A 26,028-nucleotide genomic window follows, 5' to 3' on the forward strand; every position below is an offset into this window, starting at 1 on the left:
CGGTTACAGAATTTTCATAAAAAGTGTGAGGAGCGTTAAATTTTTCGATCCAGCTTCAGCCTTCGATAGGGTCGACGTCCAGAACCCACTTCACTTTTCGCGCTTCGGGCAGGGTGTTTATCAGTACCAGCGCGCCGCTGACGATATGCTGAAGACGAATACGCGAGGGGTGCTGGAGCAAGATCTGCCAGCGGAAACGGCCGCCGCGTTTTGGCGCGAGGGCAGGCACCGGGCCCAAAATCCACAGCGGGTTATCCACCAGCGGGCTGGCCTGCAGGAGGTTTCTCAGCTGCTGCAGGAAAAGTGGCGCCTGCTGGTTGTTATGATCTTCCGCGCGGATGATGACGTGGCTGGTCCACGGCGGTAGCTGCATGGTCTGGCGTTCCGCCAGCGCCTGCTCGGCAAAGGCGTCATAGCCTTTGTGCAGAAGGGTTTGCAGCAGCGGGTGCTCCGGGTGGTGCGTTTGCAGCACCACTTCGCCCTGTTTACCGGCGCGTCCTGCACGTCCGGCAACCTGAGTGTAAAGCTGGGCGAAGCGCTCGGCGGAGCGGAAATCTGCTGAGAACAGCGCGCCGTCAACGTCCAGCAGGGCGACCAGCGTCACGTCCGGGAAGTGGTGGCCTTTGGCCAGCATCTGGGTGCCAATCAGGATGCGCACGCCACCGCGATGCACTTCCGCCAGCTGCTGTTCCAGCGCACCTTTGCGGCTGGTGGTGTCCCGGTCGATACGCGAAATTGGCACGTCAGGGAAGAAGGGCCCAAGCGCCTGTTCCAGCTGTTCCGTCCCCAGACCGACCGGCACAATATGCGTTGAACCACATGACGGGCACTGGCGCGGCACCGGACGCTGGCTGTCGCAGTGGTGGCAGCGCAAATGCCGCTGGGCCTGATGGAAGGTGTAGTAGTGATCGCAGCGCGGGCACTCGGCAATCCAGCCGCAGTCGTGGCACAGCAGGGCGGGTGCAAATCCGCGACGGTTGAGGAACAGAATGACCTGATTCCCCGCCTGCAAATGCTGGCGCATGCGGGTGATCAGCGCAGGCGCTAGCCCCGCCTGGACCTGCTGACCTTTCAGATCCAGCACATGCTGAATGGCCGGACGGGCATTCCCCGCCCGGCGCGTCAGGCGCAGCATGTGGTATTTACGCTGGCGCACGTTGTGCAGCGTTTCGAGCGCAGGCGTGGCGGATCCCAAAACAATAGGAATTTGCTCGCTGTGCGCGCGGTAGACGGCCAGATCGCGGGCGTGATAGCGCCAGCCTTCCTGCTGTTTATAGGAGCTGTCGTGCTCTTCGTCGATCACGATTACGCCAAGATTTTTAAACGGCGTGAACAGCGACGAACGGGTGCCAATCACAATCGCCGCTTCGCCGTTTTTCGCTTTCAACCAGGCACTGAGGCGCTCGCTGTCGTTCAGGCCGGAGTGCAGCACCTCAACCGGCGCGTTAAAGCGCTCGCGGAATCGGGCGATGGTTTGCGGTGTCAGGCCAATTTCCGGCACCATCACCAGCGCCTGTTTGCCCTGCGCGAGCACGTTTTCCAGCACGCTCAGGTAAATTTCGGTCTTGCCGGAACCGGTGACCCCCGCCAGCAGCCAGGCAGAGAAATGATCGGAGGCGCTATGAATCGCGCCTACCGCGGTGGCTTGCTCGGTATTCAGACGCAGGCGATCCCCTGACACGGAGAAATTTTCCCGCCAGTCGTAAAGGGCAGGTGCTTCGCTTGCCAGGTCGCTCAGCCCTTTCTTTCTCAATGCCTGTAGCGCCGTTTCGCTGACCTCAAGCTCGTCGACCTGATGCCGCCAGATTTTCCCCTGACGCAGCGCCGCCAGCGCCTGCTGCTGTTTCTGCGAACGCTTCAGGCTGTTGATGTCGACGGCCTGGCCTTCCTCCGTGGCAAACCAGTACCACATCGGCGCGTGGCTGGCGCTTTTGCCCTGGCGCAGCATGATGGGCAGAGCGTGGAACAGGACGTCGCCAATCGGGTGATGATAATAATCTGCCGCCCACAGCAGCAGTTGCCAGGTGCTGGTGGAGTAAACCGGCTCGCTGTCCAGCACCTCAACCACCGACTTCAGTTCATTGAGCGGCAGTTCGCTTTGATCGCTGACGGAGACAACAATCCCCACGCGCTGCTGTTTGCCAAACGGCACGGTCACGCGGCAGCCCGCTTTGGCGCTCATGCTGTCGGGCAGCAGGTAGTCAAAGGTGCGGGGAAGCGGAACGGGCAGGGCAACGTGAGCGACGGGCATCGAATCTTCCTGACTTGAAAAGTGGCGCGTTAGTATACACATTAGTAAAAGCGGCGTGCGGATCAGTTTGCATACGTTGGTCAAATTCTGTATGATTCGCCGCCTTTGGTGTACTTTACGCCAAAGAACTTACAATCAACATCGCGTGGTGTCTGGCGTTAGGGCTGGAAGAGCGACGCGGCCTTAACTGAGGTTCTCCCATGAAAAAAGATATTCACCCGAAATACGAAATGATTACTGCAAACTGTTCTTGCGGTAACTCTATCCAGATCCGCTCTACCGTGGGTCACGATCTGAACCTGGACGTGTGCGGCAAATGCCACCCGTTCTACACTGGTAAGCAGCGTGATGTTGCAACCGGTGGCCGTGTTGACCGCTTCAACAAGCGTTTCAGCATCCCGGGCGCTAAATAAGCATCCAGAAAAAACCGCCTACGGGCGGTTTTTTTGTGCCTGTTATATCCCTTCTGAATAAATCACACCTGGATATTTCTCTCTAAAATAATTAATTACGCATCATTGTATTAAAATATTTGACTGATGTATTTTTTAACGGATAGTGAACTGCATCTCTCATTTCTTTAATTCTTTGCCACCTTTTAATGAGTGTGTCAAAAATTAAAAGGTTTCTCTCGTTTCGTAAAATTACACTTCGCCCGTCATACATTCTTATTCGCCATTACGACAAGGTGGCTTTCAGGGCGCATTTACTTCGAGGGAACTGTTATGAAATTGAAGCAAGTCTTATTTGTGCTTCCGTTAATATCGTGCGCGGCGCAGGCGGGATATGTGGATTACCGACACGAGTATTACGACGATGGGCGTAACTATGACCGTGTGTACATGTCACACCGCTTTGGCACAGGCTTTGGCGTAGCGGTTGAGGCGGTATCGCGCTCCGATAACAAGCAGTCTAACGACGCGCTTAATAATATGGAAAGTAACAGCAACGAATATACCGCAAGCTATCAATTTACCTGGCAAGGTTTTATATGGCAGCCGGGCATCGCCGTTGAAATGGGTGATGACATGGCCATCTATAAGCCTTATCTGCGCGTACAGTATAATATTAATGACAGCTGGTGGACGGCGTTTCGTTATCGTACGGAGTACACTCGCCGTAATGCTGACGGTAAAGATGACCGTATGGTTTATCGTCCGGAAGTGTGGCTGGGTTATAATATTGATAGCTGGATGTTCGAGTTAAACGGCATTTATAAATTCGCCGACAACGAAGACCTGTATAACAATAAAAAAGAAGATTACGAATATAACTTCCGCGTGGCGTATAACATCAACTCGTGGATCCCGTTTATCGAAGTGGGCAATGTCTCTTCCGGCTATAACACCGCCACCAGCGACGATCGCCAGACGCGTCTGCGCGTGGGTCTAGGCTACAACTTCTAAAAACTATCCCGCTGAGTCACCTCAGCGGGATCACACCGCAGTTAGTATTCCCACGTCTCCGGGTCAATACCCAGTTCACGCATGATTACTTTCGCCTCTTCCGGGATTTCGTCACTACGCTCTTTGCGCAGATCGTCATCGTTCGGCAACGGTTGACCGGTAAACGCATGCAGAAACGCTTCGCACAGCAGTTCGCTGTTGGTTGCGTGGCGCAGGTTATTCACCTGACGACGCGTACGTTCATCGGTGAGGATCTTCAACACCTTCAGAGGAATGGAAACCGTAATTTTCTTTACTTGCTCACTCTTCTTACCGTGCTCAGCGTATGGGCTGATATATTCGCCGCTCCATTCAGCCATGAGATACCTTTAATCCTCTCAGTCATTTATTTAAAGGTGCAAAACCGGTAACCACCCGTTTTGAACCGCAATCTTGCCTAGTTTACCGTAGAGACGATACCGTGGCACGGATATTGCCGCTGCAGCGTGCACTAAAGCATATAATTTTAACGGCTATTTGCGCATTGCTCAATCTATACGCAAAGAAGTTTAGATGTCCAGATGTATTGACGTCCATACTTTCAGTGTTTACTCTGGTGCCTGACTTTTCATCTCATTCGCCAGGAAGCCCTCACCATGACGCGTAAACAGGCCACTATCGCAGTGCGTAGCGGATTAAATGATGACGAGCAGTACGGCTGCGTTGTCCCGCCCATTCATCTTTCCAGTACCTACAACTTCACCGGATTTAATGAACCCCGCGCGCACGATTACTCGCGTCGTGGCAACCCTACGCGTGACGTGACCCAGCGTGCGCTGGCCGAACTGGAAGGTGGCGCAGGTGCTGTGTTAACCAACACGGGGATGTCCGCTATTCACCTGGTGACCACGGTGTTCCTGAAACCAGGCGACCTGCTGGTTGCGCCGCACGATTGCTACGGCGGCAGCTATCGCCTGTTTGATAGCCTGGCGAAACGCGGCTGCTATCGCGTACTGTTTGTCGATCAAAACGACGAACAGGCGCTGAAACAGGCGCTGGCAGAGAAGCCAAAGCTGGTTCTGGTAGAAAGTCCAAGCAATCCATTGTTGCGCGTTGTCGATATTGCGAAAATTTGTCAGCTCGCAAGGGATGCGGGAGCGATAAGTGTAGTGGATAATACGTTCCTCAGTCCGGCCCTTCAGAACCCACTCGCACTGGGTGCCGATCTGGTATTGCATTCATGCACTAAATATCTGAACGGCCATTCTGATGTGGTAGCAGGCGTGGTGATTGCCAAAGATCCCGACGTTGTCACCGAACTGGCATGGTGGGCCAATAATATTGGCGTCACCGCAGGCGCCTTCGACAGCTACCTGCTGTTGCGCGGCATCCGCACATTGTCGCCGCGGATGGACGTGGCGCAGCGCAATGCTCAGGCGATTGTCGACTTCCTGAAAACCCAGCAGCTGGTGAAGAAGCTGTATCACCCGTCGCTGCCGGAAAATCAGGGGCACGAGATTGCCGCGCGCCAGCAGAAAGGGTTTGGCGCGATGCTAAGTTTTGAACTGGATGGTGACGAGCAAACGCTGCGTCGCTTCCTGAGCGGGCTGTCATTGTTTACGCTGGCGGAATCCTTAGGTGGGGTTGAAAGCTTGATCTCCCACGCCGCGACCATGACGCACGCAGGAATGGCACCCGAAGCACGTGCCGCCGCCGGGATTTCTGAGACGCTGCTGAGGATCTCAACCGGTATTGAAGATTCTGAAGATTTAATTGCCGATCTGGAAAATGGCTTCCGGATCGCAGCCAAGGGGTAATCATGAGTGTGATAGCGCAGGCAGGGGCGAAGGGTCGTCAACTGCACAAGTTTGGTGGTAGTAGTCTTGCTGATGTGAAATGTTACCTGCGTGTCGCAGGGATCATGACGGAATATTCACAGCCGGGTGACATGATGGTTGTCTCGGCGGCGGGCAGCACCACCAACCAGTTGATTAGCTGGCTGAAACTGAGTCAGACCGATCGCCTTTCTGCGCATCAGGTGCAACAGTCCTTACGTCGTTACCAGAGCGAGCTGATTGCTGGCTTGCTGCCTGCGGACGTAGCGGACGGGCTGATCAGCGCCTTCACGCATGACCTTGAGCGTCTGGCCGCCCTGCTGGATAGCGGCATTACCGATGCGGTGTATGCCGAAGTGGTGGGGCACGGTGAAGTGTGGTCCGCGCGCCTGATGGCTGCGGTTCTGCAACACCTGGGTGTGGACGCCGCCTGGCTCGACGCGCGTGATTTCCTGCGCGCCGAACGCGCCGCGCAGCCACAGGTGGATGAAGGCCTGTCCTACCCGCTGCTGCAACAGCTGCTGGTGCAGCATCCGGGCAAACGCATTGTGGTTACCGGCTTTATCAGCCGCAGCAACGCGGGTGAAACCGTGCTGCTGGGCCGTAACGGCTCCGACTACTCGGCAACGCAAATCGGTGCGCTGGCGGGCGTGTCCCGTGTCACCATCTGGAGCGACGTGGCCGGTGTTTACAGCGCGGACCCGCGCAAAGTAAAAGATGCCTGCCTGCTGCCGCTGCTGCGCCTGGATGAAGCCAGCGAACTGGCGCGTCTGGCCGCACCAGTGCTGCACGCGCGCACCCTGCAGCCGGTTTCCGGCAGTGATATCGACCTCCAGCTGCGCTGCAGCTACACCCCGGATCAAGGCTCCACGCGCATTGAGCGCGTGCTGGCGTCCGGTACCGGGGCGCGTATTGTCACCAGCCACGACGACATCTGCCTGATTGAGTTCCAGGTGCCTGCGGGCCAGGACTTCAGGCTGGCGCATAAAGAGATCGACACGATCCTGAAACGCGCCCAGGTGCGTCCGCTGGCCGTGGGTGTTCACAATGACCGCCAGCTGCTGCAGTTCTGCTATACCGCAGAAGTGGCGGACAGCGCCCTGAAAATTTTGGATGAAGCCGGTCTGCCGGGCGAGCTTCGCCTGCGTCAGGGGCTGGCGCTGGTGGCGATGGTGGGCGCGGGCGTCACCCGTAACCCGCTGCACTGCCACCGCTTCTGGCAGCAGCTGAAAGGCCAGCCGGTGGAATTTACCTGGCAATCGGAAGAGGGCATTAGCCTGGTGGCCGTTCTTCGCAAAGGGCCAACCGAAAGCCTGATTCAGGGTCTGCATACCTCCCTGTTCCGCGCGGAAAAACGCATCGGCCTGGTGCTGTTTGGTAAAGGCAACATCGGTTCCCGCTGGCTGGAGCTGTTTGCCCGCGAACAGGTCACGCTTTCGGCGCGTACCGGGTTCGAATTCATTCTCGCAGGCGTGGTGGACAGCCGCCGCAGCCTGCTGAACTACGAAGGGCTGGATGCCAGCCGCGCGCTTGCCTTCTTTAATGATGAAGCCGTCGAGCAGGACGAAGAGTCGCTGTTCCTGTGGATGCGTGCACACCCGTATGACGATCTGGTGGTGCTGGACGTGACCGCCAGCGAACAGCTTGCGGATCAGTACCTTGATTTCGCCAGCCACGGTTTCCACGTCATCAGCGCCAACAAGCTGGCGGGGGCAAGCAGCACTGATAAATACCGCCAGATCCACGACGCGTTTGAAAAAACCGGCCGTCACTGGCTGTATAACGCCACCGTGGGTGCGGGCCTGCCGGTAAACCATACCGTGCGTGACCTGATTGAAAGCGGCGACAGCATTCTGGCGCTGAGCGGTATCTTCTCCGGCACGCTCTCCTGGCTGTTCCTGCAGTTTGACGGCACCGTACCGTTCACCGACCTGGTGGATCAGGCGTGGCAGCAGGGCTTAACGGAACCCGATCCGCGCGTTGACCTCTCCGGTAAAGACGTGATGCGCAAGCTGGTGATCCTGGCGCGTGAAGCCGGTTATGACATCGAACCGGATTCCGTACGCGTCGAGTCGCTGGTGCCTGCCGGCTGTGAGGAAGGTTCTGTGGACCATTTCTTTGAAAATGGGGAAGAGCTTAACGAGCAAATGGTGCAGCGTCTGGAAGCCGCGAACGAGATGGGGCTGGTGCTGCGTTACGTGGCGCGTTTCGAGGCCAACGGAAAAGCGCGAGTCGGTGTCGAGGCGGTGCGTCCTGAACATCCGCTGGCGGCGCTGCTGCCGTGCGATAACGTCTTCGCCATCGAAAGCCGCTGGTACCGCGATAACCCGCTGGTGATCCGCGGCCCGGGCGCCGGGCGCGACGTTACCGCCGGGGCCATCCAGTCCGACATCAACCGTCTGGCTAAGCTGCTGTAAAAACTCAATTTCCCTCTCCCTGTGGGAGAGGGGCAGGGTGAGGGCATCAGAATGCACTCACCCCCATCATGAATTTCCCTCATCTTCCCTGAGCAAACCTCACCGTTATTGTTGATTATTTCTATTGACGTCCCTCCGCTTTTCCGTCATTTTTACATCTGGACGTCTAAACGTATAGAAGTTCACAACACAACAGACAATGACACGCGATTGATAGGGGTAGGGTATGAGCTTTTTTCACGCCAACCAGCGGGAAGCACTGAACCAGAGCCTGGCCGAAGTAAACGGCCAGATTAACGTCTCTTTTGAATTTTTCCCGCCGCGCACCAGTGAAATGGAGCAAACCCTGTGGAGCTCTATCGATCGTCTCAGCAGCCTGAAACCGAAGTTTGTCTCCGTGACCTACGGTGCGAACTCCGGCGAGCGTGACCGTACGCACAGCATCATTAAAGGCATCAAAGATCGCACCGGTCTGGAAGCGGCCCCGCACCTCACCTGTATCGACGCCACCCGCGACGAACTGCGTGCCATCGCCCAGGATTACTGGAATAACGGCATTCGGCATATTGTTGCGCTGCGCGGCGATCTGCCGCCGGGCAGCGGTAAGCCGGACATGTATGCCGCCGATCTGGTCGCGCTGCTGAAAGACGTTGCCGATTTCGATATCTCCGTGGCCGCCTATCCTGAGGTTCACCCGGAAGCGAAAAGCGCCCAGGCGGATCTGCTTAACCTCAAGCGTAAAGTGGAGGCCGGAGCCAACCGCGCCATTACCCAGTTCTTCTTTGATGTCGAAAGCTACCTGCGCTTCCGTGACCGCTGCGTCTCCGCGGGCATCGACGTTGAAATTATCCCGGGCATTCTGCCGGTCTCTAACTTCAAACAGGCGAAGAAATTCGCCGATATGACCAACGTGCGCATTCCGCTGTGGATGTCCAAAATGTACGAAGGTCTGGACGATGACCCGGAAACCCGCAAGCTGGTGGGGGCCAATATCGCGATGGACATGGTGAAAATTTTAAGCCGTGAAGGCGTGAAGGATTTCCACTTCTATACCCTTAACCGCGCGGAAATGAGCTATGCCATCTGTCATACCTTAGGCGTTCGTCCGGCGTAACCCGCTAAAAACCCTCACTAAGTGAGGGTTTTTTAATCCAACAAAAAAGTTAAAAGGTATTAACTATCGAATCTGTGGATTAATTCAACTATATCTTATTGCTAGTGGTGTATATCGTAACGGTAACACTGTAAAAGGGAGCATAGCGATGAGCACGTCAGACGAGACCAATAAAGCGGCATCAGTCGGCAAATGCCCGTTCCATCAGGGCGGCGTCGATCACAGCGCGGGCGCAGGTACAGGCAGCCGCGACTGGTGGCCAAAACAACTCCGCATCGATCTTCTTAACCAACATTCCAATCGTTCGAACCCGCTGGGTGAAGACTTCGACTACCGCAAAGAATTCAGCAAGCTTGATTACTCTGCCCTTAAAGGCGACCTCAAAGCACTTTTAACCGACTCCCAACCGTGGTGGCCTGCCGACTGGGGCAGCTATGCGGGCCTGTTTATCCGCATGGCGTGGCACGGCGCAGGCACCTATCGCTCCGTTGACGGACGCGGCGGGGCAGGACGCGGACAACAGCGCTTTGCGCCGCTGAACTCCTGGCCGGATAACGTGAGCCTGGACAAGGCGCGCCGCCTGCTGTGGCCCATCAAGAAAAAATACGGACAAAAAATTTCCTGGGCTGACCTGTTTATCCTCGCGGGTAACGTGGCGCTGGAGAATTCGGGCTTCCGCACCTTTGGTTTCGGTGCCGGGCGTGAAGACGTCTGGGAACCGGATCTGGACGTGAACTGGGGTGATGAAAAAGCCTGGCTGACCCACCGCGATCCGGAAGCGCTGGCGAAGCGTCCTCTGGCCGCCACCGAAATGGGCTTGATCTACGTGAACCCGGAAGGGCCAAACGCCAGCGGTGAACCACTGTCAGCGGCGGCAGCGATTCGCGCGACCTTCGGCAACATGGGCATGAACGATGAAGAGACCGTGGCGCTGATTGCAGGCGGCCACACCCTCGGCAAGACCCACGGCGCGGGTGAAGCTACCCACGTGGGTACCGACCCGGAAGCCTCACCAATTGAAGCGCAGGGCCTGGGCTGGGCCAGCACGCACGGCACGGGCGTGGGCGCTGATGCCATTACCTCCGGTCTGGAGGTCATCTGGTCACAAACCCCGACGCAGTGGAGCAACTACTTCTTCGAGAACCTGTTCAAATACGAATGGGTGCAGACCCGCAGCCCGGCAGGGGCGATTCAGTTTGAAGCCGTTGATGCACCGGAAATCATGCCCGATCCGTTCGATCCGTCGAAAAAACGCAAGCCGACCATGCTGGTCACCGACCTGACGCTGCGTTTTGACCCGGAATTCGAAAAGATTTCCCGCCGTTTCCTGAACGATCCGCAGGCCTTCAACGAAGCCTTCGCGCGCGCGTGGTTCAAACTGACCCACCGTGATATGGGGCCAAAATCGCGTTACCTTGGCCCGGAAGTGCCGAAAGAAGATCTGATTTGGCAGGACCCGCTGCCGCAGGCGGTGTTCAACCCGTCGAAAGAAGACATTGAGAGCCTGAAGGCGGAAATTGTGGCCTCCGGTCTCTCCGTGAGCGAACTGGTTTCTGTGGCCTGGGCGTCGGCATCGACCTTCCGCGGCGGCGACAAACGTGGCGGTGCCAACGGCGCGCGTCTGGCGTTGGCGCCTCAGCGTGACTGGGATGTGAACGCCGCGGCGGTTCGCGCGTTACCGGCGCTCGAAGCTATCCAGCGCACCACCAACAAAGCCTCTCTGGCCGATATCATCGTGCTGGCGGGCGTGGTAGGGGTTGAGCAGGCCGCAAAAGCGGCGGGCGTGTACGTCACCGTGCCGTTCACGCCGGGCCGCGTTGATGCGCGTCAGGATCAGACGGATATCGAGATGTTTAACCTGCTCGAACCGATTGCCGATGGCTTCCGCAACTACCGTGCGCAGGTGGATGTGTCCACTACGGAGTCGCTGCTGGTTGATAAAGCCCAGCAGCTGACGCTGACCGCGCCGGAGCTGACGGTGCTGATTGGTGGCCTGCGCGTGCTGGGTGCCAACTTTGATGGCAGCAAGAACGGCGTGTTCACCAACCGTGAGGGCGTGCTGAGCACTGATTTCTTCGTGAATCTGCTGGATATGAACACCCAGTGGAAGGCGACCGACGAATCCAATGAGCTGTTTGCCGGAAGCGATCGCGCCAGCGGTGAAGTGAAATATACCGCCACCCGCGCCGATCTGGTCTTCGGTTCTAACGCCGTCCTGCGCGCGCTGGCAGAGGTTTATGCCAGCGATGATGCGCATGAGAAGTTCGTTCGCGACTTCGTTGCCGCATGGGCGAAGGTAATGGATTTGGATCGGTTTGACGTGAAGTAACCCTTGTGCCGGGTGGCGGCTACGCCTTATCCGGCCTGGAAATTCAAGTGCCATGTAGGCCGGGTAAGCGCAGCGCCACCCGGCTTTTTTATTACTCCCACTCCTGCAGGAATCGCTGTCCATACTGGTCGGCCACCAGTAGCGCCGCATAGACCTGATCCGGCGTGACGCCGCCGGGCATGTTGTGGATGGTTTCTCCTTCCGCACAGGACGCTTCGGCGATCAGACGCATTTTGGCCGGAATATCCTCTTTGATGTTCAGTTGTGCCAGCGTGATTGGCAGCCCAACGCTGTGGCAAAGCGCCGCGACGGTCTCTATTTCTTCTACCGGCGCGTTTTCCAGCACCAGCTGCGTCAGCGTACCAAACGCCACTTTCTCGCCATGATAGAAGTGATGTGCATCCGGCACCGACGTCATGCCGTTATGAATAGCGTGTGCCGCTGCCAGGCCACCGCTTTCAAAACCGACGCCGCTGAGATAGGTGTTGGCTTCGATGATGCGTTCCAGCGCAGGCGTTACCACATGCTGTTCCGCCGCCAGCATCGCTTTTTCACCCTCTTCAACCAGCGTGTTGTAGCACAGCTCGGCCAGGGCTAACGCCGCCTGGGTGCATTTACCTCCGGCCATGGTAGTCGCGCCGCTGCGCGAGCAGGCGCGCGCTTCAAACCACGTCGCCAGCGCATCGCCAATCCCGGCGGCCAGCAGACGTGCTGGCGCACCCGCTACCACTTTCGTATCCACAATGACCATGTTCGGGTTGTGCGGCAGCATCAGGTAGCGATCGAACTCACCGCTGTCGGTGTAAATGACGGAAAGGGCGCTGCAGGGCGCATCGGTGGAAGCGATAGTCGGCGCAATGGCGACCGGCACGTCCATAAAGTGGGCCAGCGCTTTGGCGGTATCCAGCGTTTTACCGCCGCCAATGCCCAGGACCGCCAAACAGTCGGCGCTGTCGGCCAGTTTTCTCAGCCGATCGATTTCATTTTGTGAGCATTCGCCACCAAACGGCGCGATTTCGGCATGCAGTTCGGCTTTTTTAAAACTCTGACGCAGGGTCTCTTCGGCAAAACCCAGTACAAATTTATCGCCGACAACCAGCCAGCGATTGGCCAGAGGTTTCAGGTAGTCGCCGAGACGGGTGAGCACATCAGCGCCCTGGATATATTTCCCCGGCGATTGAATGATACGGTCCATAACAGTTCTCCCTTAGAGGTTGAGGTTACCAAACGCGTTTTTCCAGTCCTGCTCGAACTTCTCTATGGCTGACTCTACCGCCGGTGTGCCGAGCATGTGTTGCGCTACGTCTAAGGGAAGCGTGATTGCTTCACATCCTGCCAACAGGCAGTCCAGCGCCTGGCGCGGCGTTTTGAAGCTGGCGGCCAGCACCTTGCTTTCCGGCGCGTGCAGTTCCAGCAGGGACTGCAGTTCCTGAACCATGCGAATGCCGTCACCGCCCTGCGCGTCGACGCGGTTTACATACGGCGCGACATATTTCGCCCCTGCGAGTGCGGCGAGCAGGCCCTGCGCCGCGCTGTAAACGGCGGTCCCCAGTGTGGTTATCCCCTCTTTTTTCAACGCTTTAATTGCGATAAGCCCCTGAGCCGTAACCGGGATTTTCACCACAATGCCCGGAATGGCGTTACTCAGACGTTTGGCTTCTGCCACCATGCCTTCGGCATCGCGGCTCATGGTTTGAGCAAACAGCGTGCCTTCCGGCCCGATGGCTTGTTGCAGGCGCGGCAGCACGTCCCAGATGGATTCACGGCTGGCGGCAATGATGCTCGGGTTGGTGGTGACGCCCACGATGGGAAAGATGCGCGCCAGGCGTTCTACTTCCGCCACGTTGGCGGTATCCAGGTACAGTTCCATTACTCTTCCTCGTTTCAGAGTTCTAATTCGTGTTGCAGCAGGGAGGCGATGGCCTCTTCTGAGCTGGCGTTGACCAGCGCGCTGCGGAAATCGTCATGCATGATGCGGCGGGCCAGGCGGGAGAAAATACGCATATGCTGGTCGCCCGCGGCGTGTTTATTCAGCGTCAGCATGATGATGAATTGCGCTTCTTCATCGCCCCACATGACCGGCGATTTCAGGCGTGCGACGCTGATGGTGGATTGCTCAATGTGCTCAGACTTGCTGTGCGGAATGGCGAAGCTGAAGCCAAGACCGGTAGAGAATACGGCTTCGCGCGCCCACAGATCGGCCTCCAGCTTGCGGGGGTAGCGGCAACGTCCGGCGAGCAGCAGGTTATCGGTCATCCCTTTCATGACCTCTTCTTTACTGTTCCAGTCATTGTCCAGCGAAATACAGCGTGGTGACACCAGCGGCGTGTCCTGCTGGTTCATGCGGAACTGCGCCAGCAGGTGTTCCACTTCAAGCGAAGTGCGACACGCCATGGCCTGATTCAGCAACTGGCGGCAGGCGCGGCTATCAAGCTGTGCCAGACGCGCTTTGGTTGCCGGAATGGCGGGCGACCCCATGCTCAGTTCGTCCAAACCCAGACCCACCAGCAATGGCAGCACCGAACCTTTTGCACCCAGTTCGCCGCACAGGCCAATCCATTTCCCCTGGCGATGGACGGCTTGCACCGCGTAATCCAGCGCCCGCAGGAAGGCTGGGTTCAGGCTGTTGTAGTGGCGTGCGACTTTGGCGTTGTCGCGGTCGACGGCCAGCAGATACTGCGTCAGGTCATTGCTGCCGATGCTAAAGAAATCAATCTCTTCACAGCACTGATCGATGATGAACATTACCGAAGGCACTTCCAGCATGATGCCGAGCGGGATTTTTTCATCAAATGGAATATGTTCAGCCCGGAGCTGCTGTTTCGCTTCGGCAAGTTTCTCTTTCACCCACAGGATCTCTTCCATAGAAGAGATCATCGGGATCATGATCTTCAGGCTGCCGTGAGCAGAGGCGCGCAGGATCGCCCGAAGCTGGGTGGTGAAAAGCGCTGCATACTCTTCGTAAATGCGTACGGCGCGGTAGCCGAGGAACGGGTTGTTTTCGGCCGGGATATTCAGGTACGCCACCGGCTTATCGCCGCCGATATCCATGGTACGCACGATAATGCTGCGCCCGTTTGCACTCTCCAGCGCCTGACAGAAAATGTTGTACAGCTCGTTTTCACCGGGTGCGCTGCTGCGGTCCATATACAGCATTTCGGTGCGAAACAGGCCAACGCCCTCTGCGCCGTTCCCGAATGCTGCCTGCGCTTCCACCGCGTGGGCGATGTTCGCGGCAATCTCAACGCGCAGGCCATCGGCGGTTCTGGCTTCCCGATCGAGCCAGATACGCTGCTGCTCGAGTAGTGCCTGTTGTACTCGTGCTTCCTGGCGGTAGTAGCGTGCCACCGCATCGCTGGCGTTGACCACGACCGCACCGGCATTGCCATCAATAAATACGGGTTTATTGCGCCACTGCAGCAGGCTTTCACTGTCGACGCCCACCAGCGTCGGAATATTAAAGGAACGTGCAAGAATGACAGTGTGCGAGGTGGTTCCGCCGCTTTTTAACAGCAGCCCCTTAAGTAAGGTTTTATCGAGTTCCAGGAACTGGCCGGGCGTAAGATCATCAGCCAGACAAACGCTCTGTTGAGTGAGCTGTCCCGGTGCGGGGAAGCGTTGTTCACCATAAATCTGTTGTAAAAGTTGATAGCAGACATCGCGCACATCCAGCGCACGTTCCCGTAAGTAGCTGCTGCTGGAACGAGAGAACGTATCGCAGAAATGGTTGGCTGTGGCGATTGTCGCTTGCGCACAGCTTAGCCCCTGGCTTACGCCCGCAAGAAGATGCTGGCGCAAAGAGGTATCCGTAGCCAGCGAACGATGGGCTTCAAGAATGGCGCTGGCGGTGCTGTCGCTGTCCAGTGCGCGCAGCTCAATATTTTTCACCAGCAGGGTGAGGCCGCTGTCCAGCGCTGACTGCTCTTCTTCCACGTTTTTCGCGTCGGGTAAATCCGTCAGTGCATTGAGATCCAGCGAGGTCAGCAAGGTCAACACGCCCTGGGCGCTACCGCTGCAAACGGGCAGGGCGCGGAAAAGCGTTGGATTAAGGCGCGCGAGGGATTCTGGCAGCGGATCGCGCTCAATATTGATGGCTTCTGCGAGCGGTGCATCACAGTGTGGAAACTCTTCCCGGAGCCATTGTTCCAGCTGTTGATGGGCGCTCTGCTCATCTTCACCGTGGATCACCAGACGACAGGCGTCGCCTGCCAGCGTGTCGGTGCCAATAAGTGCCAGTGCGCTCTTGGCATTCCCTTTTCGGTCGGTGCGCAGATTATGCCATTCGATCTGTGAGATAAACGTATTGCACAGCGTCTCCACATGACTTGCCGGACGCGCGTGAACCCCGTTGGGTAATTCACAGGTAAATTCCACTACCAGAGCCATACACACTCCTGAAAGCAATCAACATTCATTGGGGAACAGCATACGAGCGTGGTGATGATGCGCGCCATGTGACAAATCTGCCAAACACTGGATAAATGTAATATCACGCGAAAAGTGAGATTTGACTCACAGGTTATGAATGTTTGCTTAACGCCGGAGTGCTTCGAAATGTCGAGGCGGATCGCATTTTCATTTCGACATTACAAAAATCCAGTAAATGGCCTTTTTGTCTCCTGTCCGCCGTCTCCCTGATTGCCTATTGTTTGCCACAACATCTTTATGGTTTTAGGCCTGGAGCGACATATGAAAGAGTTGGTGCATATTCTCAAGAACACGCGGCAGCATCTGATGACCGGGGTGTCGCACATGATCCCGTTCGTGGTCGCGGGCGGTATTTTGCTGGCGGTTTCAGTCATGCTGTACGGCAAGGGCGCGGTACCGGATGCCGCAACCGATCCCAACCTCAAAAAGCTATTCGATATCGGCGTGGCGGGGTTAACGCTGATGGTGCCTTTCCTGGCCGCCTATATTGGCTACTCCATTGCCGAGCGCGCCGCGCTTGCTCCCTGTGCTATTGCCGCGTGGGTTGGTAACAGCTTCGGTGCGGGTTTCTTCGGCGCCATTATTGCCGGGATCCTCGGCGGGATTGTGGTCTGGTATCTGAAAAAACTGCCAGTCCCGAAAGTCCTGCGCTCCGTCATGCCTATCTTCATCATCCCTATCATCGGCACCTTTGTTACCGCGGGCATCATGATGTGGGGTCTGGGCGAACCTGTTGGTGCGTTGACGACGGGCTTAACCCAGTGGCTGCAAGGGATGCAGCAGGGCAGCATCGTCGTGCTGGCCATCATCATGGGGTTGATGCTGGCCTTCGACATGGGCGGCCCGATTAATAAAGTCGCCTATGCCTTCATGCTGATCTGCGTTGCTCAGGGCGTCTACACCGTGGTGGCGATTGCGGCGGTAGGCATCTGCGTGCCTCCTCTGGGCTTAGGCCTGGCGACGTTGATTAATCGCAAGAATTTTACCGGTGAAGAGCGCGAAGCGGGCAAGGCTGCATTAGTGATGGGCTGCGTGGGGGTCACCGAAGGGGCCATTCCGTTCGCCGCTGCCGATCCTCTGCGTGTCATTCCCTCCATCATGCTGGGATCCGCATGTGGCGCAGTGACAGCTGCCGTGATGGGCGCACAATGTTATGCCGGTTGGGGCGGGCTCATCGTTCTCCCTGTGGTGGAGGGCAAGCTGGGCTACATCGTGGCGGTTGCCGTGGGGGCTGTGGTGACGGCCATTAGCGTTAACGTGCTCAAGAGTTTTGCCCGCAAGAATGCAAAACAGGTCGAGGAAAAAGAGGACGACCTGGATCTGGATTTCGAAATTAACTGAGTGAGGAAAAGAACATGGCCCGAATTATCGCAGTAACAGCATGTCCGTCAGGCGTTGCCCATACCTACATGGCGGCCGAAGCGCTGGAAAGTGCCGCCAAAGCTAAAGGTTGGGAAGTGAAGGTTGAAACGCAAGGGTCGATTGGCCTGGAGAACGAACTGACGGCAGACGACGTTGCCGCCGCAGATATGGTGATCCTGACCAAAGATATCGGCATTAAATTTGTAGAGCGCTTTGCCGGGAAGACCATTGTACGCGTCAATATCAGCGATGCGGTAAAACGCGCTGACGCCATCATGAACAAAATTGATGCCCACCTGGCGCAAACCGCCTGACGCTCTCCCGCCCTTCGGGGCGGGCTCGTTTTCCGTTACAGGAGTTCCCTCATGACGAATCGTACCCAGCGTTTGAAAGACGCACTATTTGCCAGTCCACGTGAAATCTCGCTTGAGCGTGCTTTGCTCTATACCGCCAGCCATCAGCAGACGGAGGGCGAGCCGGTTATCCTCAGGCGAGCAAAAGCCACGGCGTACATTCTTGACCATGTGAACATCGCGATTCGTGATGAGGAACTGATTGCCGGAAACCGGACCGTTAAACCGCGCGCGGGCATTATGTCCCCTGAGATGGATCCGTACTGGCTGCTTAAGGAACTGGACCAGTTTTCCACACGTCCGCAGGACCGCTTCGAGATCGGCGAAGCGGATAAGCAGATCTACCGCGACGTGCTGTATCCCTACTGGGAAAAACGGTCGATGAAGGATTTCATCAACAGCCAGATGACGGATGAGGTGAAAGCCGCTGTGGGAACGCAAATTTTCAGCATCAACCAGACGGACAAAGGGCAGGGGCATATCATTATTGATTATCCGCGCCTGCTCAATAACGGCCTGGGTGCGTTGGTGCAGGAATTGCGCGAACACTGTTCCCGCGATGCGCAGAACACGTTCTATGCCGCCGCGCTGATTCTGCTTGAAGCATCCCAGCGTCATATTCTGCGCTATGCCGCGCTGGCTGAAACGCTTGCGGCCGACTGTGATGAAGCTTCGCGGCGTGAAGAATTACAGAAGATTGCAGAAATCTCGCGTCATAACGCGCAGCATAAGCCGCAAACGTTCTGGCAGGCGTGTCAGCTGTTCTGGTATATGAACGTCATTTTGCAATACGAATCCAACGCCAGCTCGCTTTCTATCGGGCGCTTTGACCAGTATATGCTGCCGTTTTATCAAGCCTCATTAACGCAGGGAGACGATCCCGCATTTTTGAAAGAGTTACTTGAATCCCTGTGGGTGAAATGCAATGACGTGGTGCTTTTACGTTCGACGAGTAGCGCACGTTATTTTGCTGGTTTCCCGACGGGTTATACCGCCTTGTTGGGTGGTTTAACGGAGAGCGGACGTAGCGCAGTGAATGTGCTTTCCTTCCTGTGCCTGGATGCTTACCAGAGCGTTCAGCTTCCTCAACCGAACCTTGGCGTGCGGGTTAACGAACTTATCGACCGTCCTTTTCTGCTTAAAACGGCGGAGACGATCCGCCTGGGCACCGGTATCCCGCAGATTTTCAATGACGAAGTGGTGGTGCCTGCTTTCCTGAATCGGGGGGTGTCGCTAGAAGATGCCCGTGATTACGCGGTTGTAGGCTGCGTTGAGCTATCGATTCCGGGTAAAACTTACGGATTACACGATATCGCCATGTTTAACCTGCTGAAAGTCATGGAAATCGCCATGCAGGAAAACGAAGGCAACGCAGCGCTGAGTTATGAAGACTTGCTGGAGCATATTCGCGCCAAAATTAATCACTACATTGCGCTCATGGTCGAGGGGAGCAATATCTGCGATATCGGCCATCGTGACTGGGCTCCGGTGCCGTTACTCTCTTCATTCATAAGCGATTGTCTGGAATCAGGGAAAGACATTACCGACGGCGGGGCGCGGTATAACTTTTCTGGCGTTCAGGGGATCGGGATAGCCAACCTGAGCGATTCACTGCACGCGCTGAAAGGACTGGTCTTTGAACAGCAGCGCTTAAGTTTTGATGAGCTGTTAACCGTATTAAAAGCCAATTTTGCTACGCCAGACGGTGAAAAAATCCGTGCCCGGCTGATCAATCGCTTCGAAAAATACGGTAACGATATTGATGATGTCGACAACATCAGCGCGGAGCTGCTGCGCCACTACTGTAAAGAGGTTGAAAAATACCGCAATCCACGCGGCGGACAGTTCACCCCGGGCTCTTATACCGTATCGGCACACGTACCGCTGGGCGCTGTAGTTGGCGCGACACCGGATGGGCGCTTTGCGGGTGAGCAACTGGCAGACGGTGGACTCTCGCCGATGCTTGGGCAAGATATGCAAGGCCCGACGGCGGTACTTAAATCGGTAAGTAAGCTGGATAACTATCTGTTATCTAACGGTACGCTGCTAAACGTTAAATTCACCCCTGCGACGCTGGAAGGTGATGCCGGGCTGCAAAAGCTAGCGGATTTCCTTCGTGCGTTCACGCAGCTTAAATTGCAGCATATTCAGTTCAACGTGGTGAACGCAGAAACACTGCGTGAAGCGCAACAGCGTCCGCAGGATTTTGCCGGGCTGGTGGTACGCGTTGCAGGCTACAGCGCCTTCTTTGTTGAGCTATCGAAGGAGATCCAGGATGACATTATCCGCCGCACAGCGCATCAGCTGTGACGTGGTTGAAACGCGCGTCGACGTGGCGCGTATTTTCAATATCCAGCGCTACTCATTAAATGACGGACGCGGCATCCGTACGGTGGTTTTTTTTAAAGGCTGCCCTCACCGCTGTCCGTGGTGCGCGAATCCGGAGTCGATCTCGCCGAAAATCGAAACGGTGCGTCGGGAGAGTAAATGCCTGCACTGTGTTCCCTGCCTGCGGGACGCAGATGAATGTCCGTCCGGTGCCTTCGGGCATATCGGAAGAGATGTGACCCTGGATGAGCTGGAAAACGAGGTAATGAAAGACGATGTCTTCTTTCGATCCTCGGGAGGCGGGGTGACGCTTTCGGGCGGGGAAGTGTTGCTGCAGGCGCCTTTCGCGACAAAGTTTCTACAGAGGTTGCGTCGTTTCGGCGTGCATACGGCCATCGAAACGGCAGGCGATGCGCCGTTGTCCCGACTACTGCCGCTGGCGCGCCAGTGTGATGAAGTGCTGTTTGATTTGAAGATCATGGACACGGCGCTGGCCCAATCAATTGTGGCAATGAATCTTCCAAGAGTACTGGATAATTTCCGTCAGCTGGTGGCTGACGGGATAAACGTGATTCCCCGCGTCCCGCTTATTCCTGGCTATACGCTTAACGAAACGAACATGGCGCGCGTGCTGGCTTTCCTGCTACCTTCAGGAATACGGCAGCTGCATTTATTGCCCTTCCATCAGTATGGGGAGCCAAAATACCGCCTGCTGGGGCAGAAGTGGGGAATGCGGCAAGCGAGCCCGCCGACAGAAGATGAGGTGTCAGCGATGCGTCTACTGGCCGAGCGCGAAGGTTTCAATGTTACCCTGGGAGGCTGAACATGACAGTGATATCGGGACGTCATCTGGTGGCGGTGACCGCGTGCGTCAGTGGCGTCGCACATACCTATATGGCTGCCGAACGGCTGGAAAAGCTCTGCCAGCAGGAGAAGTGGAGCGTTAACATCGAGACGCAGGGAGCGCTGGGCATTGAGAGCGAGCTTACGGAAGAGGACATCCGGCGTGCCGATGTCGTATTGCTCATTACTGATATCGAACTGGCGGGCAGTGAACGTTTCGAGCATACGCGCTACGTGAAGTGCGGTATTAACGCCTTTTTACGTGATCCCCAAAAGGTGATGGGAGCGGTGCGTAAAATGCTATCCGCTCCGCAGCATACCCAGGTCATTCTGGACTAGCTGCCTTTCCGGTGAGCTGGCTGTGATACTGGCGGCGGTATTCTGACGGCGAACGCTCCGTGTTCTTGCGAAATAACCGGCAGAAATAGTTGCTGTCGACAAATCCGCAGGCATGCGCCACCTCTTTCACTTTTAAATCATACCCTTTCAACAGCTGGCGCGCGTGTTCAAGCCGGGTATGCGTCAGGTATTCATTGAAACCCACTGCGCCCGTTTTCTGGAACAGATGCGACAGGTAGTTTGGGGAGATATAAAACGCCTGCGCGACGGATTCCCGGGTAAGGGGAGTGGCGTAGTGTTCGTCAATATAGACCCGAATCGCTTCAAACAGAGCCTGACTGCGGGAGGCGGTTTGGATCTGACTCCCCAGCAGGTCGACGCAGTGGCTAAGCAGGCTGGCGATAATCAGCCGCGCGGTTTGCTGCTCATGCGGTTGCATCTGCATTTCATGGAGCGTCTGTAAGAGAAGCGAGCCAATGCGCGGACCGCGGCGGGCAACGTGCTGCTTCGCCAGGTTACGAACGTCTACACCGTCCCAGTGCAGAAGGCTAAACCCAAGCTGCTGTTTGCCAAACAGGATGCTCAGCGTTGTTGCGGGGGCTTGCCATTGTGGATTATTCCAGCCGCCAGCCGGGACGTATAAAACATCACCCTGCTGTAAAACGCAGGCAGCCTGGTCTTTCATCGAACCTTCGATCACAATCTCCAGACGCGGAAAATCGACCTGCAAGGCAAGTTCGGGGGCTGAGGTCGCTGGGTTTGCAAAATGCACCTGACGCAGCGGCGTTGTGCTGTTGATCAGGTCCGTCAGGATGCGGGTAATGTCGTGGTGCATGGTGGATACCAGGGTATTGCCGGGTGGCGCTAACGCTTACCCGGCCTACTTAACGTAGGCCTGTGCAAGCGCAGCGCCGCCGGGCGTAAAGCATTAGCCGGTGTTACGCATACCCGCTGCAACGCCCGCAATCGTCACCATCAGCGCCTGTTCAACGCGTGGATCCGGCTCTTTCCCTTCTTCTTCCGCCAGACGTGAACGGTGCAGCAGCTCTGCCTGCAGGACGTTCAGCGGGTCGGTGTAGATATTACGCAGCTGGATAGACTCGGCAATCCACGGCAGGTCCGCCATCAGGTGTGAGTCGTTGGCGATATCCAGCACCACTTTGATGTCGCCTTCCAGCAGTTCGCGCAGTTCTTTACCCAGCGCCCACAGCTCTGGCTTCACCAGGCGCTGATCGTAGTATTCCGCCAGCCAGAGGTCAGCTTTCGAGAAGACCATCTCCAGCATTCCCAGACGGGTAGAGAAGAACGGCCAGTCGCGACACATGGTCTCCAGTTCGCTCTGTTTACCGTCTTCCACCACTTTTTGCAGTGCGGCACCGGCACCCAGCCAGGCGGGCAGCATCAGACGGTTCTGCGTCCAGGCGAAGATCCACGGGATTGCACGCAGAGACTCTACGCCGCCGGTCGGGCGACGTTTTGCAGGACGTGAGCCCAGCGGCAGTTTACCCAGCTCCTGTTCAGGCGTGGCTGAACGGAAGTAAGGCACGAAATCTTTGTTTTCACGCACGTAGCCGCGGTACAGATCGCAGGAGATAGCCGACAGCTCGTCCATGATGTGGCACCAGGAGGCTTTCGGCTCCGGCGGTGGCAGCAGGTTGGCTTCCAGGATCGCGCTGGTATAAAGCGACAGGCTGCTGATGGTCACTTCCGGCAGGCCGTACTTAAAGCGGATCATCTCACCCTGTTCGGTCACGCGCAGGCCGCCTTTCAGGCTTCCCGGCGGCTGCGACAGCAGCGCCGCGTGAGCTGGTGCGCCGCCACGGCCAATTGAGCCACCGCGTCCGTGGAACAGGGTCAGCTCGATACCGGCTTTTTCGCAGGTTTTGATCAGTGCGTCCTGCGCCTGATACTGCGCCCAGGATGCCGCCATCACGCCCGCATCTTTCGCGGAGTCGGAATAGCCGATCATTACCATCTGTTTGCCCTGAATAAAGCCGCGATACCAGTCGATGTTCAGCAACTGGCTCATCACGTCGTTGGCGTTGTTCAGGTCGTCGAGGGTTTCAAACAGCGGGGCGACCGGCAGGGCGTAGTCGATTCCCGCTTCTTTCAGCAGGAGGTGAACGCCCAGCACGTCGGATGGGGTTTTCGCCATGGAGATCACATAGGCGGCGACCGATCCTTTCGGTGCGTCCACGATCGCTTTACAGGTGTTGAGCACTTCGCGGGTATCGTTGCTTGGCTCCCAGTTGCGCGGCAGCAGAGGGCGCTTGGAGTTCAGCTCGCGGATCAGGAACGCCTGCTTGTCAGCTTCGGACCAGCTTTCATAGTCACCGATGCCGAGATAGCGGGTCAGCTCGCCCAGCGCTTCGGTATGGCGGGTACTTTCCTGACGCACGTCGATACGCACCAGCGGCACGCCGAAACACTTCACGCGACGCAGGGTGTCGAGCAGTTCGCCGTTGGCGATGATGCCCATCCCGCAGGCCTGCAGCGATTTATAACAGGCGTACAGCGGCTCCCAGAGCTGTTCGTTCTGGCTCAGCAGGCCTTCTGGTTTTGGCAGACGCTGGCCTTTCAGGCGCGCTTCCAGCCAGGCCTGAGTGGCCATCAGCTGACCACGCAGTTTTTTCATCAGGAAACGGTACGGCTCGCTGGCGCCTTCTTCACCGGCCAGCGCGCGCAGTTCCGGCGTCGCTTCAACCATCGACAGCTCGGAGATCAGCACCTGAATGTCTTTCAGGAACAGGTCGGTCGCTTTCCAGCGGCTCAGCAGCAGGACGTGGCGGGTGATTTCTGCGGTAACGTTCGGGTTGCCGTCGCGGTCGCCGCCCATCCAGGAGGTGAAGCGAACCGGCACGAAATCAACCGGCAGACGGTAGCCCAGGTTCGCTTCCAGCTGTTCATTCAGCTCGCGCAGGTAGTTCGGTACCCCTTCCCACAGGCTGTTTTCCACCACCGCAAAGCCCCATTTAGCTTCGTCGACCGGGCTTGGGCGATGCTTGCGAATTTCATCGGTGTGCCAGGACTGGGCAATCAGCTGGCGCAGACGGCGCATCAGCTGGTTGCGTTCATAGTCGGCAATGTCTTTGTTATCCAGCTGCTTCAGGCAGTTGTTCACTTCCACCATTTTGTGGATCAGGGTGCGACGGGTGATCTCGGTTGGGTGAGCGGTCAGTACCAGCTCCAGCGAAAGCGACTCCACCGCTTTTTTGATGGTGGCTTCGTTGAGATCAGGCTGGTCTTTCAGTTTACGAAGGGTGCGGGCAATGACTTCCGGGTTGCTGGCCGCTTCGCCGTTTGGCGAAATGCTGTGGTACTGCTCAGCGGTGTTGGCCAGGTTAAGGAACTGGCTGAAGGCGCGCGCAACGGGCAGCAGCTCATCGTTAGAGAGGTTCTGCAAGGTGGTGAGCAGCTCCTGACGACTGGCCTCGTTACCGGAACGGGAAGATTTTGAGAGCTTGCGGATGGTTTCAACGCGGTCGAGGATGTTCTCCCCCAACGCATCTTTGATGGTATCTCCAAGCACTTTGCCGAGCATACTGACATTACTACGCAACGCGGAATATTGTTCGTTCATAAAAACCCAGTCACCCCATCATTTTTGTTTATGCCCAGGCGAAAATCTTCTGGACATTATTTTGTCATCTCCCTTTATAAAGCCACGTAAAACCCCCGTCGTCAATTGCTGCGAAAACGGTTCAGCAAACGAATAAATGTGGGCAATTTACGAAATTTAATTCGCATTGCGTCAGATAAGAGATGCTTATGGGAATGTGATGGAGATCATGCGATTTGTTGCCCTCACCCTAACCCTCTCCCACAGGGAGAGGGGACTCTTCGGTGCGGTTTTAATGCCAGCAGAAGTGATGCACAACCTGGGTAATCAGTTCGCGGGTGGGCTTGATGAAGCGGGTCTCCAGATATTCATCCGGCTGGTGCGCCTGGTTGATGGACCCAGGGCCTAGAACCAGCGTCGGGCAAAGCGTCTGAATAAACGGCGCTTCGGTGCAGTAGTTCACCACGTCGGTTTTCTCGCCGAGCAGTTTTTCCACTACTTCAACCAGCTGGTGGTCCGGCGGGCATTCGTAACCCGGGATCGGCGGATGCAGTTCGGAAACTGTCAGGCGGCCCGGCCAGCGTTCGCTCACCGGGGCCAGCGCCTCATTCAGCAGGCCGTCGAGATCGCTCAGGGTCATGCCCGGCAGCGGGCGAATATCCATATGCAGTTCGCAGCAGGCGCAGATGCGGTTGGAGGCATCGCCGCCGTGCAGGCTGCCGAGGTTCAGCGTCGGGTACGGCACGGTGAACGCGTCGTAGTGATAGCGAGCCTTCAGGTCGTCGCGCAGGGCCATGATGCGGCCGATGGCGTCATGCATCAGCTCAATGGCGTTCACGCCGCGCGCCGGATCGCTGGAGTGGCCGGACTGGCCCAGCACGCGCACGGCGGTAGAAATATGGCCTTTATGCGCACGAATCGGCTGCAGAGACGTCGGCTCGCCGATTATCGCGCAATCCGGGCGAATCGACGTGTTTTCAGAGAAGTAGCGCGCGCCCGCCATGCTGGTCTCTTCATCGGCGGTCGCCAGAATGTAGAGCGGTTTTTTCAGCTTCGTCACGTCCACGTCACGCAGCGCGTCGAGGATAAAGGCGAAGAAGCCTTTCATGTCGGCGGTGCCCAGGCCGTAGAGCTTGTTGTCGTGCTCGGTCAGGGTGAACGGATCGCGCGTCCAGCGGCCATCGTCGAACGGCACGGTGTCGGTATGACCGGCCAGCAGCAGGCCGCCCGCACCGGTTCCGGTACTGGCGAGCAGGTTAAATTTGTGGCGAGTGCCGGGGACGGGCTGAACCTCAACGTTAAACCCAAGATCGCTAAACCAACCCGCCAGCAGATTGATTAAAGACTCATTGCTCTGATCCAGCGCTTCTTCCGTTGCGCTGATGGACGGTGTGGCAATCAGGGCGCGGTAGATCTCGATAAATGGCGGTAAGTTCATTTTCATTGTTGACACACCTTAGGTCGTGATAGTATCAATATTCATGC

Annotated in this window: 19 protein-coding genes; 11 read left to right on the plus strand and 8 right to left on the minus strand. The window is 56.9% G+C overall.

Going from position 1 to position 26,028, the window contains the following annotated elements; genetic code table 11:
• Window positions 1-55: 55 nt before the first annotated feature.
• Window positions 56-2,251, minus strand: a complete 2,196-nt coding sequence (gene priA, locus CWR52_RS13035; protein WP_104949860.1) for a primosomal protein N' — start codon at window positions 2,249-2,251, stop codon at window positions 56-58.
• Window positions 2,252-2,451: 200 nt separating this feature from the next.
• On the opposite strand from priA, the gene rpmE reads away from it, so the two are divergent.
• Together rpmE and CWR52_RS13045 are read left to right on the plus strand one after the other, a co-directional pair.
• Window positions 2,452-2,664, plus strand: a complete 213-nt coding sequence (rpmE, locus tag CWR52_RS13040; protein ID WP_003862040.1) for a 50S ribosomal protein L31 — start codon at window positions 2,452-2,454, stop codon at window positions 2,662-2,664.
• Window positions 2,665-2,976: 312 nt separating this feature from the next.
• The gene (locus CWR52_RS13045) at window positions 2,977-3,657 is read left to right on the plus strand and encodes an oligogalacturonate-specific porin KdgM family protein (RefSeq protein ID WP_104949861.1); all 681 of its coding nucleotides are present in this window, start codon (window positions 2,977-2,979) and stop codon (window positions 3,655-3,657) included.
• A 41-nt stretch (window positions 3,658-3,698) separates the two neighbouring features.
• On the opposite strand, the gene metJ is transcribed toward CWR52_RS13045, so the two are convergent.
• Window positions 3,699-4,016: a met regulon transcriptional regulator MetJ gene (gene metJ, locus CWR52_RS13050; protein WP_003862042.1), complete on the minus strand. Its 318-nt coding sequence runs from the start codon at window positions 4,014-4,016 to the stop codon at window positions 3,699-3,701.
• A 276-nt stretch (window positions 4,017-4,292) separates the two neighbouring features.
• On the opposite strand from metJ, the gene metB reads away from it, so the two are divergent.
• The 4 genes from metB to katG all read left to right on the plus strand — a co-directional run bounded on the left by metB (window position 4,293) and on the right by katG (window position 11,331).
• Window positions 4,293-5,453 (plus strand): cystathionine gamma-synthase, encoded by a 1,161-nt coding sequence (metB, locus tag CWR52_RS13060; RefSeq protein ID WP_104949862.1) that lies wholly within the window; start codon window positions 4,293-4,295, stop codon window positions 5,451-5,453.
• Window positions 5,454-5,455: 2 nt separating this feature from the next.
• Window positions 5,456-7,888, plus strand: a complete 2,433-nt coding sequence (locus CWR52_RS13065) for a bifunctional aspartate kinase/homoserine dehydrogenase II (protein WP_008501797.1) — start codon at window positions 5,456-5,458, stop codon at window positions 7,886-7,888.
• A gap of 226 nt (window positions 7,889-8,114) precedes the next feature.
• Window positions 8,115-9,002 (plus strand): methylenetetrahydrofolate reductase, encoded by an 888-nt coding sequence (gene metF, locus CWR52_RS13070; protein ID WP_104949863.1) that lies wholly within the window; start codon window positions 8,115-8,117, stop codon window positions 9,000-9,002.
• Between the two features lie 148 nt (window positions 9,003-9,150).
• Window positions 9,151-11,331: a catalase/peroxidase HPI gene (gene katG / locus CWR52_RS13075; protein ID WP_104949864.1), complete on the plus strand. Its 2,181-nt coding sequence runs from the start codon at window positions 9,151-9,153 to the stop codon at window positions 11,329-11,331.
• A 91-nt stretch (window positions 11,332-11,422) separates the two neighbouring features.
• Here katG and gldA read toward each other — a convergent pair whose 3' ends face one another.
• The 3 genes from gldA to ptsP are packed head-to-tail and all read right to left on the minus strand — an operon-like array spanning window position 11,423 to window position 15,717.
• A complete protein-coding gene (gene gldA / locus CWR52_RS13080; protein WP_104949865.1) occupies window positions 11,423-12,526 on the minus strand; it encodes a bifunctional L-1,2-propanediol dehydrogenase/glycerol dehydrogenase in 1,104 nt (367 codons plus the stop codon).
• Window positions 12,527-12,538: 12 nt separating this feature from the next.
• On the minus strand, window positions 12,539-13,201 hold the full coding sequence (fsa, locus tag CWR52_RS13085; protein ID WP_069719789.1) for a fructose-6-phosphate aldolase: 663 nt from the start codon (window positions 13,199-13,201) through the stop codon (window positions 12,539-12,541).
• A 14-nt stretch (window positions 13,202-13,215) separates the two neighbouring features.
• Window positions 13,216-15,717, minus strand: a complete 2,502-nt coding sequence (gene ptsP, locus CWR52_RS13090) for a phosphoenolpyruvate--protein phosphotransferase (protein ID WP_104949866.1) — start codon at window positions 15,715-15,717, stop codon at window positions 13,216-13,218.
• 303 nt (window positions 15,718-16,020) lie between these two features.
• Here ptsP and CWR52_RS13095 point away from each other — a divergent pair, with 303 nt between their 5' ends.
• From CWR52_RS13095 to CWR52_RS13115, 5 genes are read left to right on the plus strand one after another with little or no spacing between them, the layout of a single operon-like run.
• Entirely contained in the window at window positions 16,021-17,100 is a 1,080-nt protein-coding gene (locus CWR52_RS13095) for a PTS fructose transporter subunit EIIC (RefSeq protein WP_104949867.1), read from the plus strand.
• Window positions 17,101-17,114: 14 nt separating this feature from the next.
• Window positions 17,115-17,435 (plus strand): PTS fructose-like transporter subunit IIB, encoded by a 321-nt coding sequence (locus CWR52_RS13100; protein WP_104949868.1) that lies wholly within the window; start codon window positions 17,115-17,117, stop codon window positions 17,433-17,435.
• A 51-nt stretch (window positions 17,436-17,486) separates the two neighbouring features.
• Window positions 17,487-19,784 carry a formate C-acetyltransferase gene (locus tag CWR52_RS13105; protein ID WP_104949869.1) on the plus strand — a complete coding sequence of 766 codons (2,298 nt, stop codon included), beginning with the start codon at window positions 17,487-17,489 and terminating at the stop codon, window positions 19,782-19,784.
• Window positions 19,750-20,625, plus strand: coding sequence for a [formate-C-acetyltransferase]-activating enzyme (locus tag CWR52_RS13110; protein WP_104949870.1), 876 nt, complete (start codon window positions 19,750-19,752; stop codon window positions 20,623-20,625). Before CWR52_RS13105 ends, CWR52_RS13110 begins: the two co-directional genes overlap by 35 nt.
• Before the next feature lie 2 nt (window positions 20,626-20,627).
• The gene (locus CWR52_RS13115) at window positions 20,628-20,984 is read left to right on the plus strand and encodes a PTS fructose-like transporter subunit IIB (RefSeq protein ID WP_104949871.1); all 357 of its coding nucleotides are present in this window, start codon (window positions 20,628-20,630) and stop codon (window positions 20,982-20,984) included.
• Here the strand turns inward: CWR52_RS13115 and CWR52_RS13120 are convergent.
• From CWR52_RS13120 to argE, 3 genes are all read right to left on the minus strand, one after another.
• The gene (locus tag CWR52_RS13120; protein ID WP_104949872.1) at window positions 20,971-21,819 is read right to left on the minus strand and encodes a helix-turn-helix transcriptional regulator; all 849 of its coding nucleotides are present in this window, start codon (window positions 21,817-21,819) and stop codon (window positions 20,971-20,973) included. The genes CWR52_RS13115 and CWR52_RS13120 overlap by 14 nt on opposite strands.
• A gap of 93 nt (window positions 21,820-21,912) precedes the next feature.
• Window positions 21,913-24,564 (minus strand): phosphoenolpyruvate carboxylase, encoded by a 2,652-nt coding sequence (gene ppc / locus CWR52_RS13125; RefSeq protein WP_045909126.1) that lies wholly within the window; start codon window positions 24,562-24,564, stop codon window positions 21,913-21,915.
• A 271-nt stretch (window positions 24,565-24,835) separates the two neighbouring features.
• Entirely contained in the window at window positions 24,836-25,987 is a 1,152-nt protein-coding gene (argE, locus tag CWR52_RS13130) for an acetylornithine deacetylase (protein ID WP_104949873.1), read from the minus strand.
• Between the last annotated feature and the right edge of the window lie 41 nt (window positions 25,988-26,028).

The sequence above is a fragment of the Enterobacter sp. SGAir0187 genome (genome assembly GCF_002952735.2).
Taxonomy (GTDB): Bacteria; Pseudomonadota; Gammaproteobacteria; order Enterobacterales; family Enterobacteriaceae; genus Enterobacter; species Enterobacter quasiroggenkampii.

Excerpts from the sequence above, each read along its gene's own strand:
- priA (WP_104949860.1), bottom strand. The coding sequence starts at position 2,251 with ATGCCCGTCGCTCACGTTGCCCTGCCCGTTCCGCTTCCCCGCACCTTT.
- rpmE (WP_003862040.1), top strand. The coding sequence starts at position 2,452 with ATGAAAAAAGATATTCACCCGAAATACGAAATGATTACTGCAAACTGT.
- CWR52_RS13045 (WP_104949861.1), top strand. The coding sequence starts at position 2,977 with ATGAAATTGAAGCAAGTCTTATTTGTGCTTCCGTTAATATCGTGCGCG.
- metJ (WP_003862042.1), bottom strand. The coding sequence starts at position 4,016 with ATGGCTGAATGGAGCGGCGAATATATCAGCCCATACGCTGAGCACGGT.
- metB (WP_104949862.1), top strand. The coding sequence starts at position 4,293 with ATGACGCGTAAACAGGCCACTATCGCAGTGCGTAGCGGATTAAATGAT.
- CWR52_RS13065 (WP_008501797.1), top strand. The coding sequence starts at position 5,456 with ATGAGTGTGATAGCGCAGGCAGGGGCGAAGGGTCGTCAACTGCACAAG.
- metF (WP_104949863.1), top strand. The coding sequence starts at position 8,115 with ATGAGCTTTTTTCACGCCAACCAGCGGGAAGCACTGAACCAGAGCCTG.
- katG (WP_104949864.1), top strand. The coding sequence starts at position 9,151 with ATGAGCACGTCAGACGAGACCAATAAAGCGGCATCAGTCGGCAAATGC.
- gldA (WP_104949865.1), bottom strand. The coding sequence starts at position 12,526 with ATGGACCGTATCATTCAATCGCCGGGGAAATATATCCAGGGCGCTGAT.
- fsa (WP_069719789.1), bottom strand. The coding sequence starts at position 13,201 with ATGGAACTGTACCTGGATACCGCCAACGTGGCGGAAGTAGAACGCCTG.
- ptsP (WP_104949866.1), bottom strand. The coding sequence starts at position 15,717 with ATGGCTCTGGTAGTGGAATTTACCTGTGAATTACCCAACGGGGTTCAC.
- CWR52_RS13095 (WP_104949867.1), top strand. The coding sequence starts at position 16,021 with ATGAAAGAGTTGGTGCATATTCTCAAGAACACGCGGCAGCATCTGATG.
- CWR52_RS13100 (WP_104949868.1), top strand. The coding sequence starts at position 17,115 with ATGGCCCGAATTATCGCAGTAACAGCATGTCCGTCAGGCGTTGCCCAT.
- CWR52_RS13105 (WP_104949869.1), top strand. The coding sequence starts at position 17,487 with ATGACGAATCGTACCCAGCGTTTGAAAGACGCACTATTTGCCAGTCCA.
- CWR52_RS13110 (WP_104949870.1), top strand. The coding sequence starts at position 19,750 with ATGACATTATCCGCCGCACAGCGCATCAGCTGTGACGTGGTTGAAACG.
- CWR52_RS13115 (WP_104949871.1), top strand. The coding sequence starts at position 20,628 with ATGACAGTGATATCGGGACGTCATCTGGTGGCGGTGACCGCGTGCGTC.
- CWR52_RS13120 (WP_104949872.1), bottom strand. The coding sequence starts at position 21,819 with ATGCACCACGACATTACCCGCATCCTGACGGACCTGATCAACAGCACA.
- ppc (WP_045909126.1), bottom strand. The coding sequence starts at position 24,564 with ATGAACGAACAATATTCCGCGTTGCGTAGTAATGTCAGTATGCTCGGC.
- argE (WP_104949873.1), bottom strand. The coding sequence starts at position 25,987 with ATGAAAATGAACTTACCGCCATTTATCGAGATCTACCGCGCCCTGATT.